This is a genomic window from Candidatus Arsenophonus nilaparvatae, from assembly GCF_045346035.1.
In the GTDB taxonomy this organism is placed as follows: domain Bacteria; phylum Pseudomonadota; class Gammaproteobacteria; order Enterobacterales; family Enterobacteriaceae; genus Arsenophonus; species Arsenophonus nilaparvatae.
This window is the reverse complement of the sequence record NZ_CP158507.1, coordinates 1,424,949-1,442,034: the sequence shown is the minus strand read 5'-3', so window position 1 is coordinate 1,442,034 and position 17,086 is coordinate 1,424,949. Positions and strand designations below refer to the sequence as shown.

Sequence of the window (17,086 nt, the reverse complement as noted above, 5' to 3'; positions counted from 1 at the left end):
TTTTCTTAAGTAACTAATGGTATTAAAAAAATCTTGATTTAGCTGAAAGTACTACAGTGACTTCGATTGGCTGCTAAATAGTATTAACAAGTAATTTTTTCTATTTTATGATGTAAATAAAACTACTTGTTACTTATTACATTAGGATATTTGATTAACAAACCTGGTATAAGCTACAGCCAGGTTTGTTATTGGCTATTTTTAACGTTTTCTACCGCCTAAAATGCCACGAATAATTTGATTACTGATTTGACGTACTGCAGATTTCGTTGCCGTTTGCACTAAACCCTCTTTTTTACCTCCTTTAGGGCCGGTTGAACCAAAAAGAAAATCTTTTAAGCCGCCGACAAATCCATTATCTTCGGTATTTTTTGTTGTTTGATTTACTGGGTTGGTTGCCGATATATCATTGGTTGTTTGATTTGTCAGTTTTTCATAGGCTGACTCGCGATCCAGCATCTTCTCATATTTGCCATAAATATCTGAATGATTAAGTAGCTGATTGCGCTCTTCGGCAGTTAATACTCCCATGCGTGAGTCTGGCGCAATAACAAAAGCTCTTTGAACTATATTAGGACGTCCTTTTTCGTCTAAGAACGAGATTAATGCTTCACCAACCCCAAGTTCAGTTATTGCCTGTTCAGCTTTAAAATCTGGATTTGCTCGCATAGTTTCGGCTGCAGCTTTAACTGCCTTTTGATCACGTGGCGTAAATGCTCGTAATGCGTGCTGAACCCGATTGCCTAACTGTCCTAGAATATTATCAGGAATATCAAGTGGATTTTGGGTAACAAAATAAACGCCAATCCCTTTTGAACGGATCAGACGAACAACTTGTTCGATTTTTTCCAGTAATGCTGTTGGTGCATTAGTAAAAAGTAGATGGGCTTCATCAAAGAAAAACACCAGTTTTGGTTTTTCAACATCACCCATTTCAGGCAAACGTTCAAAAAGTTCCGATAATAACCATAATAGAAACACCGCGTAGAGCTTAGGCTGATTATAGAGCTTTTCTGCGGCAAGAATATTGACCATTCCTTGGCCATTAGGATCAGTTTTGATCAGATCAACGATATCAAGCATAGGTTCGCCGAAAAAGTAATCAGCGCCTTGTTGTTCAAGGGTTAATAAGCCACGTTGTATGGCGCCGATTGAGGTGCTGGCAATGTTACCGTATTCAGTTTGAAATTGTTTCGCATTTTCACCAACATATTGAACGGTCGAGCGCAGATCTTTCATGTCCAGCAATAGTAAGCCGTTGTCATCGGCAATTTTAAAAATAAGTTGTAATACACCACTTTGCACATCATTTAAATTCATTAACCGTGATAATAGCAATGGTCCCATATCTGAGATGGTTGCCCGCACCGGGTGTCCAAGTTCTGCAAAAACATCCCAGAAAGTGACAGGGCAAGCAGCAGGGTGCCAGTCTGTTACGCCAAGTGCTTCAAGGCGTGATTGCAATTTAGGCGTTAATACACCTTTTGCACCAATACCCGAGAGATCACCTTTTACATCTGCCATAAAAACCGGTACCCCAATTTGAGAAAAACTTTCCGCCATTTTTTGTAGCGTTACAGTTTTACCTGTTCCTGTTGCACCAGTAATTAATCCATGTCGATTTGCCAGTGCAGGCAATATGGCTAATTCAGTTTCACTATTTTTAGCGATGACGAGAGATTTTTGCATCTAAAAATATCCTCTGTAGTCGGCATAATGGGTATAATTTTGTTGCCAGGCTTGATAGTAAATTTTAGTTAAATTTTTAATTACCAGACAAAATAGTAAATGCGATTGTTAAAATAGGCTCAATAAAAAATTATACAAATGTATAGGGTAAAGATAGCTGATGGTGGGGCATTTGGTATTTTAATAATAAAAAATTCAGTAAATCCGGCCAGATAAAATAGCTTATTGGTAAGGAAGAATTTTGTTTGACAATTAATTTAATTGTGACTTAAAAATTCTCCTTTATGATAACTAAAATCGATGTTTTACCGCTTCAGCAAGTATAGTTAGTAATTGCTCAGTGTCTTGCCAGCCTAGGCAAGGGTCGGTAATAGACTGACCATAGGTAAGTGGCTTGCCGGCAGTGACTTGCTGGGTACCTTCTATTAGAAAACTTTCTGCCATAATGCCGGCGATAGCCCTCGAGCCTTTTTGCAATTGTTGAGCAATGTTTTTTGCGACATCGATTTGGCGTTGATGAATTTTTTGGCAATTACCATGGCTAAAGTCGATAACCAATCGTTCCGGTAATCCCAATTTTCGTAACTGACTACAGGCTATGGCAATATCTTCAGCGCTATAATTAGGCCGTTTTCCTCCCCGCATAATAATATGGCCATAAGGGTTACCTTTCGTTTGATAAATAGTCATTTGGCCATTTTTATCAGGCGATAAAAATACATGGCTGGCACGTGCGGCACGAATAGCATCGATAGCAATATTAATATTGCCGTCGGTACCGTTTTTGAAACCAACCGGACATGACAGAGCTGATGCCATTTGTCGATGAATTTGGCTTTCTGTTGTTCTGGCGCCGACAGCTCCCCAGCTAATAAGATCGGCTACATACTGACCGGTTATCATATCTAAAAATTCAGTTGCTGTTGGTAGTCCAAGTTGATTAATATTAGTTAGTAGCTCACGGGCTAAACGCAAGCCTTTGTTAACTTGGCAGGAATTGTTTAGATCAGGATCGGAAATTAAACCTTTCCAGCCAATCACTGTACGTGGTTTTTCAAAATAGGTACGCATCACGATTTCAAGATAATCTTTATATTCGCCGCGCAATTTAGCCAACATTTTGGCATATTCAAGTGCCGCTTGAGTATCATGTACAGAGCAGGGGCCAATGACCACCAATAGGCGTTGATCTTGGCCAATTAAAATTGACTCAATCGATTTACGTGACGTTGTAACATTTTTGATAATTTCTTTGGATAGCGGAAATTCATCCACCAGCGCTTGAGGCGTAATAAGTCTATCAATAGGTTGAGTTCTTAACTCATCGGTTTTATACATATTTATCTCATATATAATTCAATATAGTCGATTTTCTGGCAAATAAACTAGCATTACCATAACCGAAAATAAACTGGATCTAATGGTTGTTTAAGATATCGTTAAAGTAATGAGCGTTTCTCAGCTAATTTTAAATTGTTAAAATATACGACGACTTAGCCCAAATATTTCAATAATTTTGGCTGAAATCTCTTCGACAGAGTAATTAGTTGTATTTAAATAGTTAATATTATGTCTTCTAAATAAAGCCTCAACCTCAGTTAATTCTATCCGACATTGATGTAAAGAAGCATAACGACTTTTTTCATAGCGCTCTTCACGAATAGCGGCTAGACGCTCAGGGCTAATTGTTAGACCAAAAAGTTTATTTATATAAGGTTTTAATGCAAGTGGTAATTGTAAATTATCCATATCATCTGCGGTGAAAGGATAATTGGCAGCCTGGATGGCAAATTGCATCGCTAAATAGAGGCTGGTTGGTGTTTTACCGCAGCGCGAAACCCCAAGTAAAATAACCTGAGCCTGATCGAGGTTTTTTAGTGATATACCATCATCGTGCGCTAATGTATATTCAATCGCTGCAATTCTAGCATCATATTGATTTAGATTAGATAGTCCATGCGTACGGTTGAGCTTTGGTTCGGGTTTTAAGCCGATCTCTTGCTGGATCGGATCAATTAAAGATTGGACAATATCATGACAACAGCCGGCACTATTGGTAATAATTTTTTTTACTGTTGGAGAGATAATCGAGTAGAAAACCAACGGCCGGAGATGGGTTTTTGAATAGATTTGATCAATTTTTTGTTTTATTTCTTCGGCGCGTTTTTCGCTGGTGACAAACGGTAGTGTGTAAGAAGAAAAATTTAGCGGAAATTGTGATAAAACTGCATGCCCGAGTGTCTCTGCAGTAATAGCGGTTCCGTCAGAGATAAAAAATACACAGCGTTCTAAATTTTTGGCGTGATGATTGTCCATTGGTTAATTTTCCTTTTCTTTAATTCTATTTTTAGAAAGTAAAATAATAAAGATCAAATGTGAAAATTTGTTAGCCGAATGATAGATTATCTGGTGTTAAAAAATATTATTATGAGCTTGATCGATTCACCATTCCATTTTTGGTTCAACACTATGTTAGTCTTAATGATGAGATAATTTTTGCCAACTAGCTAAAATATTTACACTTCCTATGAATTTTAATAAGGGATCTTTTTCAATGTCCGATAATGTCCGTACATCATGCAATATACTTTGGTATAACCAGCTTACTATGAATGATGTTGATTTAGTTGGTGGAAAGAACGCTTCTTTAGGTGAAATGATCACACATTTAGCTGATCTGAATGTTATGGTGCCGAATGGTTTTGCCACTACCGCCCGAGCTTTCAATGATTTTTTAGAACAAGGTGGGGTTAATCAGCGTATATACCAATTATTGGATGAAATTGATATTGACGATGTAACTCAATTAGCCAAAGCAGGTAGCCAAATCCGGCAATGGATCATCGATACCCCTTTTGGCGATAAATTAGAACAAGATATTCGGCAGGCTTTTTTGCAATTATCCGCCGATGAGTCTGATATTTCGTTTGCCGTACGTTCTTCTGCTACTGCCGAAGATATGCCAGATGCTTCTTTTGCAGGTCAGCAAGAAACTTTTTTGAATGTACAAGGTATTGACGCGGTAATGGTTGCTATTAAACATGTTTTTGCTTCACTATTTAACGACCGGGCTATCTCATATCGAGTTCATCAAGGTTATGATCACCGTGGTATCGCGCTTTCTGCTGGTATTCAACGCATGGTACGTTCTGATTTAGCTTCTTCGGGCGTAATGTTTACTTTAGATACCGAATCAGGTTTTGATCAGGTAGTTTTTATTACCTCAGCGTGTGGGCTTGGCGAGATGGTTGTTCAAGGAGCAGTTAATCCTGATGAATTTTATGTACATAAACCGACATTAAAAGCGGGCCGTCCAGCTATTGTGCGCAGAACATTAGGCTCGAAAAAAATGCGTATGGTCTATGCTGATAATCATCAACATGGTAAGCAGGTGAGAATTGAAGAGGTAGCCGAAAAACAGCGTAATAGTTTTTCGTTAGCGGATCATGAAGTTGAAACCCTTGCTCATCAGGCATTATTAATTGAGCAGCATTATGGCCGGCCAATGGACATTGAATGGGCTAAAGATGGCCATAATGGTAAATTATATATTGTCCAGGCGCGTCCTGAAACTGTCCGTTCAAATCAGCAGGTAATGGAGCGCTATCAAATAAAAAAAACCGGTAAGGTATTAGTAGAAGGGCGTGCTATTGGCCAACGTATTGGTGCAGGAACAGTTAAAATTATCCACGATATTAGTGAAATGAGTCGTGTGCAGGCAGGTGATGTTTTGGTTACCGATATGGCCGATCCTGATTGGGAACCTGTCATGAAACGAGCCGCTGCTATTGTCACTAATCGTGGTGGACGTACTTGCCACGCGGCGATTATTGCTCGTGAATTGGGTATTCCGGCTGTGGTTGGCTGTGGTGACGCGACTGAGCGGCTACAAGAGGGCCAATTAGTGACAGCCTCTTGCGCTGAAGGTGATACCGGCTTTGTTTATGCTGATAAATTGCCATTTGAAATCAAAAGTTGTCAGGTTGATAAAATGCCACCATTAAAGGTGAAAATCATGATGAATGTTGGTAATCCTGATCGAGCATTTGATTTTGCTTGTTTACCTAATGATGGCGTTGGTTTGGCACGTTTGGAATTTATTATTAATCGCATGATTGGGGTCCATCCACGCGCTTTATTAGAGTTTGAGCAACAAACAGCTGAGTTACAGGCTGAAATTCGAGCGCTAATGTTAGGTTATCAGGATCCGGTTGAGTTTTACATTTGTCGCTTAACAGAAGGAATTGCAACACTAGCGGCAGCATTTTGGCCGAAACGGGTGATTGTCCGTTTATCTGATTTTAAATCAAATGAATATGCTAACTTAATTGGTGGTGAGCTTTATGAACCTCATGAAGAAAACCCTATGTTAGGTTTTCGTGGTGCCGGACGCTATGTGTCCGATAGTTTTCGCCAATGTTTTGCTCTGGAGTGTGAATCGGTCAAGCGGGTGCGAAATATCATGGGGTTAACCAATGTTGAGATTATGATCCCATTTGTCAGAACCGTAGCTCAAGCAGAAGCTGTTATTGAGGAGTTAGCACATCATGGTTTAAAACGCGGTGAAAATGGTTTGAAAATTATAATGATGTGTGAAATTCCATCAAATGCCCTATTAGCAGAACAATTTCTTGCCTATTTTGATGGATTTTCTATTGGTTCGAATGATATGACACAATTAACTCTCGGGCTTGATCGTGATTCGGGTATTATTTCTTCATTATTTGATGAACGTAATGAAGCGGTAAAAGCATTAATTTCAATGGCGATCACAGCCGCGAAACAGCAAGGCAAGTATGTAGGTATTTGTGGTCAAGGTCCTTCTGATCATCAGGATTTTGCCCAATGGTTAATGAAAGAAGGGATTGATAGTCTTTCGCTTAATCCCGATACGGTGATGAAAACATGGTTGTCACTGGCCGAAAATGATTAGTACTAGTTAATTTTATTAATTAAATTTATTTTGCAAACTGAGTCTGAACATAAAAAACAGACTCAGTTAGTGGCGAACAATATTTAATATTTATGCTTTTAACTGGCGATTATCAATCAAAATTAATTAGTCAATGATGTAAAAATATTTGTGGAACATTTTTGTCTGGATGAGTTTTCACATAAAGATTGGCTCTGTACCAGCGGCGTAAATTGTCTTCGGTCATGACTTGTTGCGGCGTGCCGACACTAACCAGTCGTCCCCGATAAAGTAAATAGATGCGATCCGCATATAATGCTGCTAGGTTTAAATCATGTAATACACAACAGATGCCAATAGATTGTTCTCGATTTAATCGATGTAATAAACGTAAACTTTGCTGCTGATGATAGAGATCAAGTGCCGAGGTTGGTTCATCCAAAAATAAGTAGCTATTATTGGGCTCAGGCTGCCAAAGCTGAACGATAACTCGTGCTAGCTGAACACGTTGTTGTTCTCCGCCAGAAAGTTGTTGGTAATTTCGATAACGCAATGCCAGGCAGTCTGTTTGTATTAATGCACTTTCGATAGCTTGATTGAAATAATAACTACCATAGGGAGTTCGTCCCATTGCCACAATTTCTTCAACGGTAAACGGAAAGTTGAGTTGGTTATGTTGACGCATTACCGCACGTTTACGCGATAATTTATTAATATCCTAGGTTGCCAGCGATTTTCCTTCTAATAAACAGTCTCCAGTATGTGGTTTGAGAAAGCCGGTCAATAAACGTAGTAAAGTCGATTTTCCGGCACCGTTAGGCCCGATAATAATACTTATTTGGTTGTGATAGAGTGACAGTGATAAATTATCAATAATATTTTGGCTGTTTACGCTATAACAGAGTCGTTTTGCTGCAATAAAAGGTGGGGAAGAGCGGCACATAATTTTATTACTAACCTTGTGACTTTTTTAGAATAAGATAGAGAAAATAAGGGGCACCAATTAACCCGGTAATTAAGCCTACTGGAATTTCTGCCGGTGTGGCTATGGTACGAGCGATGGTATCAGCAGTAAGTAGTAAAGCGGCCCCGGCTAAAGCACAAGCGGGTAATAACCATTTATGGTTGGCGCCAAAGCTTATTCTAATAAGATGCGGGACAACTAAACCAATAAAACCAATTATTCCACTTAGCGCAACAGCACAACCAATTAAAAGTGAGCTAAGTAGTAACAGGATAAATTTTGTTTTTTTACTTTTAAACCGAGATAATGGGCCTCTTCATCACCTAATTGTAATAAATTAAGTTTCTTACTTTGTTGTAAGGTAATAAGTATGGTCAGTGAGATGATGGTGGCGGCAATGGCTAATATGGCACCATTATTTTGACTTAAAGAGCCCATCATCCATAATGTAAAACTGCGTAACTGTTGGTCATCGCTAATATAGCTAAGTACACCAATGAAAGATACGCATAATGTATTAATCGCTATGCCTGACAAAAGTAATTTTGTTAAATGGCCATTTGAATAATGGGTTAATGAAAAAATAACTATTGCAATAATAAAGCCACCAGCAAACGCGGCTATCAGATAACCATAGTCACTTAACAGTGAAGAACTGGGGAAGGGGAGAACAATAAAAAGCGCAACACCAAGGGCTGCTCCGCTACTAATACCAAGTAAGCCGGGATCGGCTAATGGGTTACGAAATAGCCCTTGCATAATAGCACCCGCAACGGCTAATGCACAGCCGACTAATAATGCCAGCAAAATACGGGGTAAGCGAATAGTTAACCAAATTTGCCAATGATTATCGGTTAATGGTAGTTGCCAAAGTGTGTTAAACGACAAAACCATTGCACCCACATTTGCCGCCAGTAAGGTAATTAAAATAACAATACAAAATAAAATGAATAAGCCCAATTTTGGATAAGCGAATTGTTTCATCATTTATTGGTTTTTTCCAAAGTATCACGTATTTGTTTCATAACGCTAGGCGTCGACAAACCGAATCCGAGCAGCCCTAAATCATTAACGACGAGTAATGCTTTGTTTTTTCCGGCAGGTGTCATATTAATACCCGGTAATCGCCAGACTTTTTCTATTCCACCTTGTATCTTGTTATTTGTGATGATTAGCTACCATCACATGAAACAGAGTGAGCTTGTGACTTCGCCAATGGGACAACCTTGTTTTTTAGTTAAAGCCCTCTGTTTCTCCTTTCATGCCAGCATTTAGATTGAACGGTTACCGAGAGCATTGACTCTGTATGTACAAGGGGAATAGGCATGATGGTTTATTATGTGAAAGGAGTATTCTCATGTATCAAATCGGAATAGATGTCAGTAAAAAAAAGCTAGATATCTGCCTGTTAGCTAAGGGTATTGAGGGAAAACAAAAAAACAAAGTCATTAAAAATGATCAACATTCAGCTAACACATTGATAGAGTGGCTGAAAACACAAAAATGCTTACTCGAAGATGTAAGAATTACTCTTGAATCTACAGGAACTTATCACGAACAACTCTGCACCGAACTTTATGATATGGGTATTCATGTTTCCATCGTAAATCCTTATCGTATAAGAGAGTTTGCAAAAGGCATGGGTATTTTAACTAAAACAGATAGAGTGGATGCCTTCGTTTTAGCTTGTTATGGGGAGCTAAAAAAGCCTTCAGCATGGATAGCTCCATCACTAGAAATTCGAGCATTGAAATCATTAATCAAACGTCGAGAAGCGCTTTTAGCTGATTTATTACGTGAACAAAACCGTCAGGAAAAGACCTTAACAACGCCTACGCCAAAAGTTGTTAGGCAATCACTTGTTAAGTGCATAAAAGTATTAGAAAAAGAGTTATTGGCTATTGAATCTGAGATTTCCAAGCATATCAATAACCATCCTGAGTTGAAAAAAGACATGGAGTTACTGACATCAATCAAATCAATTGGGACTCAAGTAGGAAGTCATATGCTGATGGTATTACGCGGTCATGATTTTAATAGTGCTGAGCAGGCGGCTGCTTATTTAGGATTAGTGCCTGTAGAACGCCGATCAGGTACCTCTGTTAACGGGCGTGCCCATCTATCTAAAATAGGACCATCTGAAATTCGCGCTAAATTATATTTATCAGCTCTAACAGCAATACGCCATAACCGACATATTAAGTCATTGTATGATCGTCTATTAACAAGAGGTAAGTCAAAAATGTCAGCTCTAGGTGCAGCAATGAGGAAATTAGTTCACCTGTGCTATGGAGTATTGAAAACGGGTCTAGCTTATGACCAAAACTACTCAAGCCCAACTTTGAATTCATAAAATCGAGTTTGAGCCATCTTAGATTTTAGGTGGCACTTTGGATGTCTTAGATAGAGAAAATGGTGCTACGGGCTTCCTAGGTGGCTTAAAATCAATTTACGGATGATAACGCAAACCCAGTTTTGGCTTTAAGCGACAAAACCTCCTCTAAGCTAACTCTATCCGCTCACCGGAGTCCGAGAGCAAGCGAACGGGCGAGGAAGCGGAATTAACCTAAAATTATAGAATTAAATTCATGGGTTATTTTTAGTTTTTAAGGTTGACTTTCAAGACGGTAACTAAAGAGCGGAGCCCTTCAAGGGTAATTAAAATCCAATTAGGTTGGCTGGCAATGATGGCCTCTTGAGAAAGTGGCAGATAACCATTAAAACCTTGCAATGCATTTTTGGCCCCGACCGTTGAAATAATGCTATCTGCCGCGGTGCGTTGACCGGCGACTAGCGGTACAGTTCCATTATGGCTAAATATGAAAATGATTTTTTGTTGCAAAGGAGCAGTATTAATTAATGACAATTGCTCATTAAATTTATCGATGAGTTGTTCACCTTTTTGTGGCTGCTGGATAGCGTTAGCAATGGTGCGAATTTTTTCTGGTATGGCTGCCAGAGAAGGTGTTCCTGTTACTTTTATTATTTTTACTCCTGTTTGTTGAATTTGTTTTAGGACTAAATCGGGTTTAGCTTGTTCACTTGCTAAGATTAGTGTCGGGTATAGCGATAAAATGCTTTTAGCATTTAACATACGCATATAGCCTACGTCAGGAAGCTTTAATACCGATTCTGGTTGACGACTGGTACTATCTCGAGCAATAACCTGCTTTCCTTCATTAAGGGCAAAGATAATTTCAGTAATATCCCCTCCAAGGGTAATAATGCGTTCATTTGCCTGGGAATAAGGAATGAGTAAAAATATGATGATGGAGAGAAGCCCTAATTTCATATTAAGTTTAACTCCTGTCATTATATTTTAGTTAAGGTTGAAATTTGCTTTTGCCAATCTAATTGTTCAGGTTCTCCTTCGGTACGTTGACCAAATAGTTGAATGACTTGATTGCCATAGTGATCAAAAATTTCCAGGCTGGTGACTATACCATCCTTGGTTGGTTTACGTGTTACCCAACTGTTAGCGATGCCAGTTTCAATCACATTGAGGGAGAATTTTGTATTTAAAACATTAATTTTTTGTAGCGCGCTTTGTTTGTCATGATAAGCCGCCAGTTTTTGAATACATCTGGTAAATATTTGCATGCATCCAAGGTTACCAACGAAGATCATAATTTCATTTTGTTGATTAAAGGCGGAGTGCAGGATGTGATAGAGAGAATGATTATTAACCTGATAAGCAAGTTCGTCGCTAACTGCGGCGAAGATTTGTTGCCGTTTGACATTATGTTTTTGCAATAATTGAAAAAATTGATGAACATTGGTCATATTGCGCCAATCTGTTTCTAGTTGTTTTTTTACCGCTTCGTTAATATGTGGTGGTTGTTGATAGGCAGTAATAGGACGCAAATTTAATGGTGGATTGGCGGTCATTTGATATTGATTGATTAACTTATACCAAACAGCCATATTGGTTTTTTCAGTGGCATAGATCTTATGTACAGTATACCATAATGATCAAAAACCTGAATACTGTGCTGTATATTATCTGAAAATGTCTCAGTTAAGGCAAAGCTGATTGCCCAGTGATCAAGAAAAATACGCAAATCCAGTTCTCTGGGATTAAGAACAATACCAGTCAGGTTGTTTAAACGAATATTTTTGAATTCACCGATATGGATATGAGTGGCATATTTATTATTGGTAATTGCTTTTATTTCACCTAGATTTGCTAATTCAGGTAATAATAGTGTTGGGTTTATATTTAACCGTTTAGCATCATCAGCATTTGCACATGCATAAATCAATTCTGCTTCTGTGACATTTAAATAGTTTGCCGATTCTGCCATTGATTGCAGATTATTCTGCTGTTTTGCCTGCTGGTAGCGGTTATAAAGTGAATCGTTCATACTTTCATTTCCTTATTAGGTATATTGTGTTGATCCATAATTTATTTATTACTATCACTAACCTGCTATGCCTAATGTTGGACATAGGTGTAAATTGTAGGGTCTCTCTGATTTATTAAATTTAAAATCCTGTTTGTCATTACTAATAGCTTAAATAGAAATCTTTAGCTCTATAAACCACTTGTTGCTGTAGATTGTCTGATTTTTATTATTTTGTTTGTTTTTTGCGCTAAAAAACGTATTTATGACAAAATTTTGATCTGATAGAGAGAGATTTAGCAATAAAATTAATTGCCATGAGTAAAATAAATAAGTAATTACTCATGACTTGCTATTACGTTAATAAAAATAATTACCAGCGATAATTAATTTTAAAATGTATATTCCTACCTTCCTGTGGAATACCTAATGATGAGGTGTAGGATTTATTAAATGCATTGGTTAATGATAGGGTGGAATTTATGCCTGATAACCGCCCATTTCCTTGATAATATAGATAGAAGTCATTGGTACCATAACCCGTTTGTTGAGTGATAGGATTCCAATATTTATCTTTACCTCTATGGTCGCCAGAGCGATTAGTTCTGGCGGCAAACTGTCCAACCCAGCCCAATGAAAAGCCGCTATTAGCCAGTGGTACATCAAGTGAAGCCGTCAAACTTTCTGGTCGAATCGATGAAATGCTCATACCAGATGTGGTGTCTTTCGCATGAGTTCGATTGTAAGCGAGAACAGCATTGAACCAAGGAGTGGTATAATTAATTCTACTATCTATACCATGAATAACAACAGATGGTGTATTGATGCTTAATGTTTTGCCAATGGGAGGAAAGCCATGAACTTCGGTCTTAATGTAATTAGTCGCTTTAGTATCAAAAATAGCGGTTCGCCATTGTAAGCTATTATTAGCCAGTAACATATTATCAAACTGTAAATTTACACCGTATTCAATTGTTTGATTGCGTTCAGGTTGTAGATTAGGGTTTGACGTAAAATAATTCATAGCGAAATGTTTTGAATCATTATAAATTTCATTTAAAGTAGGCGTTCTGTAGCCCTCGGCATAAGAACTAAAAATCTCCAACCAGTGTGTGGGAGTAAAGTTAACTGCGCCACGAGATGTCCATTGAGAATCCTGATTGCTAGCGTATCTATCACTATCATTTCTATAGTTAGAATAACGAGTACCGATAGAAAATGTAATTGGTAATTTATTTAATCGAATTTCATCTTCTAACCAAACCGCTATATTGCGCAAGGTTGCCGCTGGAAAGCGATCCGCCAGTTTATTAGACTGTTGCTGTTGTTGATAAAATTCGCTCCCAATGTTGAATTGGTGAGCAGCAAACTGGTTATGATCCCAGATAAAATGGTTAACTATCTTGCTTCCTTGGCTAATAAGGGAACGGTTTTCATCATTGTTTTTATTAATAGGTTTTTGTTTGATTATTAGCTTACTGTAGTAAAGATCCCAATCTATAAGCCAATTTTCCGTATGAAGTGGATAAATTTTTTGTGTCAATTGAATATCATATTGGCTGGTAATGCGATCGTAGCGGCTATTTTCGTAACGGCTAGGTTTGACAACTTCTGGGTTTCTAAGTTGTATTCCATCATTTTGATAATAGCGTAATTGAGCTGAAATCATATATGATGGAGTGATTGCCCAGTTGCCCTTGGCGAATAGACTGTGAATATCTTCCTTATTAAAAGGAATTGAGCCATCACTGAGATGAGGCGATCCCTTTGATCTTGTACTAAAGGCAATCAATCCATCAGTGTCGTCAGTTCTACCAAATAATAAGCTACCATATTGATATCCCTGATCATTATGGCTATAGCCTAAGGTTAGAATAGCACCATGAGATTGCTCTGGAGCCAGCAGATCCCGTGCATTAACTGTTTTTAAGGCGATAGTACCACCAAGGGCTCCACTCCCATCTTGAAGGCTATTACTACCTTGTATAGCAATGATTTTTTTATAAACATTGGCTCTAGAAATGTGCCGGTGATTGCTCCTGCATCAATATCCTGCCGAATACCGTCAATGGTTATAAGAACCCCGGAACTTTCATAACCTCGCATGTTTAAATTTTGGCCATTGGTACTACCAAAGCCAGAGAGGCTAACACCAGGAATGCTTTTTAATAAATCTAATGCGTTAGATGCGTATTGATATTTTGGCTTGCTAGTATCAATTACCGTATATGTTTTAGCGGTAGTGGATATATTTGGCATTGCTTGATCAGCGTATACAATAATGGTTTTATCGTCTGCTTTTGCCCAGGATGGCTGCGGAATCAGCATTCCGATGATATAAGGTACGCCATATAGTGAATATTTAATATTATTAATTGATTTTAAGGCAGTTTTTTTCTTGAGACCCATAGGTATCCTTCCCTATTGTTATAATAGATCTAAAAATTAGCTGCCTGATAGTAGCTAGGTGGCTTGGTTTTGATTATTTTATTTGGTTAATATTAATTTTCCTGCTCTGGTCTGGCGTAATTGATAAATTTCACCTCGATGGTAGATATTAGCAACTCCTTTTTGATCCAATAAATGTTGGCTATTGATGGTATTAATCATCTGGGTTGTTATTTGTTTTACATCTGAATTTAGTAAATTACTTTGTCTGAGTTTATTCATATCGAAGAGGTATAACTAAATAATAGTAATGATAATTATTATCATTATTGTTTTATTGTTAATCAAGGTTTTTCATCTGCAGATAAACAGTGATAAAGTGAAATAATGATAAATAATTAAGAAATTTATTTTAAAAACAATAAAATAGAATTATTCTCATAAAGGATGGTTGAAAGAATATAAATAATTTTTATAAAGCAGGATTATTATTTTAGATGGTACTAGAATAATCAGTAATATTTATCTGTTTTTTATAGTTTTTTATTCATTCTTTGAGCAATAAAATAGATAATAAATATGTTTTTTAATCTAAATGCAATTATATAATAAAATGTTATTATTTTAAATAATGGATTTTATTTGTTTATATTATAGTCAGAATATATCGTTCAAAACTTTTATTTGATTTTCATGGTATTCCATTCACTTATTTATTGTTAACTTTAGGTTATTTTTACTATTTTATTTATATTCAGTGACGTTAAAAAAAATAACATCGTTGAAATTTGTAAATTATATGTTTAATTATATCTGGACGGATGACAGACCAGATTATGATATAGAATAAGGTTTATTTACTGTTATATAATAGAAATCAAATAATAATATATGGTATTAGATAATCAATTGAATGGTAAATGAATAACAGGTAAAGTTTATGCATGTTTTATTATTAATCAATATTTGGCAGGCTTAATTAAAAATATGAATATTTATTGGTAAGTATCTTACTTTATAGCAGATGCGCTTTAGATTTTATAAATAAAAGTCAATAATGTCATTATAAATCAATTAGTTATCATTAATATTACTATTTGCAATAGAAAAAAAAAGCCTATCATGGGCTGACAGGCAAAGACTACACACAGCAATATTCTGTAGGTTTCATAATTTTTTATTGCATAATAATGCTAGGAATATTGAAACCAATAATTTATAAAGAGGTTAATCTATAAGCATTATATTAAGATAACTCTAAGATTTTATCACTAAGAATTATCTCAATAAAAATTTCACTTTATAGTATAATTATATAAGATTATTATTTAATCATACTAATGTTAAAATTAATGAAATTTAATTGTACGGCATTAATCGGTATTTTGGAAAATTTTTAGCGCAACAAATTTCAAATAATTTAAGTATAATGATTAACAAGAATATTAATTAAGTCAATCATTTTAATTTAAGGATCTTTCTTATATAAATTAGATTTGGTTAAATTATTTGATAACTTAGCTGGTTTCGAAACCTCATTCATCCAGGCGGTTAGTAAATTATGTGAGACAGCTAAAACGACTGGACCAATAAAAAGACCAATTACGCCAAATGATAAAATTCCACCAATAACGCCAATCAAAATAAGTATCATTGATAAATTCGCTCCCATCCTTATTAAAATAGGACGTAGTACGCCATCCATTGTTGCGACAATTATGCTCCATACAATCATAATAATGGCCCAGCTGGTATTGCCTGACCAGAATAACCATACTATGGAGGGTACCATAATCAATAATGGTCCAAGTTGGGCAACACAACATACAAAGATAAGAATTGTTAATATTGCAGCATAAGGAATATCTGCCAAAGCTAAACCAATGCCACTGGTAATCGCTTGTATTAATGCGGTAACTACTACACCTAATGCAACAGCGCGAATTGATTGGCCTGCAAGTAGGATCGCGGTATCGCCTCGCGTACCTGCCAGGCGAATGGCAAAATGCCGAATACTTAATATAACACTTTCTCCCTGCAAATAGAGTAATGCACTAAATAGTAACATTACGACAAGATGAAACACGAAACGCCCGGCATTAATGGCTTGCGCTAAGAACCAGCTGGTTGCTTCTCCAACATACGGTTGTAGTTTAGCAATTAATGTATTACCGCCATTCGCGACCAATGTATGCCAACCATAAAAGAGTTTATTACCTATAAATGGTAGGTTTTTTAACCACAATAGCTCGGGTAATCTAATTTCAGTTGGTGATTTTGCCCATTCAATCAGTGGGCCACTGTTTTGAATAATGCTACCAATTAGTATTGCAAAAGGAATAACAAATAATAATATTACTAATAGAGTCATCGCTATACTTGCTAGCCATTTTTTATGCCATAGTTTACTTTCAATTTTTTTAAATAATGGCCAGGTTGCAATAACCACCATGCCTGCCCAGAGAAAACCAAGTATGAATGGTTTCAATACCCAAAAACATGCAGTTATCATCAATAAAATAGCAATTATGCTAAAAATGAATTTGGGTAAATCATTAGGAGATTGCGCTTTTTCCATATATTAGCCTGATTATAAAGAATGATGGGTGCATATTATCAATTGTCTATTACATGATTAATCATGTTTTTTGTATCTAATAAAAGTAGGGTGATGATGGAAATTGTATTGTTTACAAAATGTTAATTGCCAAATTTTGTCTGGTATGTACTCTCAGTCAAAGATAGTACATAAATTGCAAAGTGAACACTAATTAAAAAGAGTTACTAGTA

10 protein-coding genes, 1 other RNA gene and 4 pseudogenes are annotated in these 17,086 nt (G+C 36.6%); 2 read left to right on the top strand and 13 right to left on the bottom strand.

What is annotated here, in order from left to right; translation table 11 throughout:
• Positions 1-201: 201 nt before the first annotated feature.
• The 3 genes from WH390_RS06950 to WH390_RS06940 all read right to left on the bottom strand — a co-directional run bounded on the left by WH390_RS06950 (position 202) and on the right by WH390_RS06940 (position 4,005).
• Complete coding sequence (locus WH390_RS06950) at positions 202-1,689, bottom strand: helicase HerA-like C-terminal domain-containing protein (protein ID WP_032114915.1); 1,488 nt, start codon at positions 1,687-1,689, stop codon at positions 202-204.
• 291 nt (positions 1,690-1,980) lie between these two features.
• The gene (locus tag WH390_RS06945) at positions 1,981-3,027 is read right to left on the bottom strand and encodes a 3-deoxy-7-phosphoheptulonate synthase (protein WP_032114916.1); all 1,047 of its coding nucleotides are present in this window, start codon (positions 3,025-3,027) and stop codon (positions 1,981-1,983) included.
• Between the two features lie 138 nt (positions 3,028-3,165).
• On the bottom strand, positions 3,166-4,005 hold the full coding sequence (locus WH390_RS06940) for a pyruvate, water dikinase regulatory protein (protein ID WP_032114917.1): 840 nt from the start codon (positions 4,003-4,005) through the stop codon (positions 3,166-3,168).
• A gap of 238 nt (positions 4,006-4,243) precedes the next feature.
• On the opposite strand from WH390_RS06940, the gene ppsA reads away from it, so the two are divergent.
• Positions 4,244-6,622 carry a phosphoenolpyruvate synthase gene (ppsA, locus tag WH390_RS06935; RefSeq protein ID WP_032114918.1) on the top strand — a complete coding sequence of 793 codons (2,379 nt, stop codon included), beginning with the start codon at positions 4,244-4,246 and terminating at the stop codon, positions 6,620-6,622.
• A 130-nt stretch (positions 6,623-6,752) separates the two neighbouring features.
• Here the strand turns inward: ppsA and WH390_RS06930 are convergent.
• The 3 pseudogenes from WH390_RS06930 to WH390_RS06920 all read right to left on the bottom strand — a co-directional run.
• Positions 6,753-7,544, bottom strand: a pseudogene (locus tag WH390_RS06930) (heme ABC transporter ATP-binding protein).
• A 10-nt stretch (positions 7,545-7,554) separates the two neighbouring features.
• Positions 7,555-8,549, bottom strand: a pseudogene (locus WH390_RS06925) (FecCD family ABC transporter permease).
• Positions 8,549-8,713 (bottom strand): annotated as a pseudogene (locus tag WH390_RS06920) (hemin ABC transporter substrate-binding protein); the annotation flags it as partial. The pseudogenes WH390_RS06925 and WH390_RS06920, both read right to left, overlap by 1 nt.
• Positions 8,714-8,922: 209 nt before the next feature.
• On the opposite strand from WH390_RS06920, the gene WH390_RS06915 reads away from it, so the two are divergent.
• Entirely contained in the window at positions 8,923-9,918 is a 996-nt protein-coding gene (locus WH390_RS06915; protein WP_032114711.1) for an IS110 family transposase, read from the top strand.
• 246 nt (positions 9,919-10,164) lie between these two features.
• On the opposite strand, the gene WH390_RS06910 is transcribed toward WH390_RS06915, so the two are convergent.
• The 7 genes and pseudogenes from WH390_RS06910 to ydiK form a co-directional block, all read right to left on the bottom strand.
• Positions 10,165-10,857, bottom strand: a complete 693-nt coding sequence (locus tag WH390_RS06910) for a hemin ABC transporter substrate-binding protein (protein WP_052044829.1) — start codon at positions 10,855-10,857, stop codon at positions 10,165-10,167.
• A gap of 20 nt (positions 10,858-10,877) precedes the next feature.
• Positions 10,878-11,929 (bottom strand): annotated as a pseudogene (locus WH390_RS06905) (hemin-degrading factor).
• A 352-nt stretch (positions 11,930-12,281) separates the two neighbouring features.
• Positions 12,282-13,700 (bottom strand): TonB-dependent receptor domain-containing protein, encoded by a 1,419-nt coding sequence (locus WH390_RS06900; RefSeq protein WP_148305537.1) that lies wholly within the window; start codon positions 13,698-13,700, stop codon positions 12,282-12,284.
• Between the two features lie 134 nt (positions 13,701-13,834).
• Positions 13,835-14,317 carry a TonB-dependent receptor plug domain-containing protein gene (locus tag WH390_RS06895; RefSeq protein WP_052044831.1) on the bottom strand — a complete coding sequence of 161 codons (483 nt, stop codon included), beginning with the start codon at positions 14,315-14,317 and terminating at the stop codon, positions 13,835-13,837.
• A gap of 78 nt (positions 14,318-14,395) precedes the next feature.
• Positions 14,396-14,518, bottom strand: a complete 123-nt coding sequence (gene hemP / locus WH390_RS06890; protein ID WP_406850724.1) for a hemin uptake protein HemP — start codon at positions 14,516-14,518, stop codon at positions 14,396-14,398.
• Positions 14,519-15,401: 883 nt separating this feature from the next.
• Positions 15,402-15,510, bottom strand: an RNA gene (gene rprA, locus WH390_RS06885) — antisense sRNA RprA.
• A gap of 254 nt (positions 15,511-15,764) precedes the next feature.
• Positions 15,765-16,874, bottom strand: a complete 1,110-nt coding sequence (ydiK, locus tag WH390_RS06880; protein WP_032114920.1) for an AI-2E family transporter YdiK — start codon at positions 16,872-16,874, stop codon at positions 15,765-15,767.
• Positions 16,875-17,086: the final 212 nt, after the last annotated feature.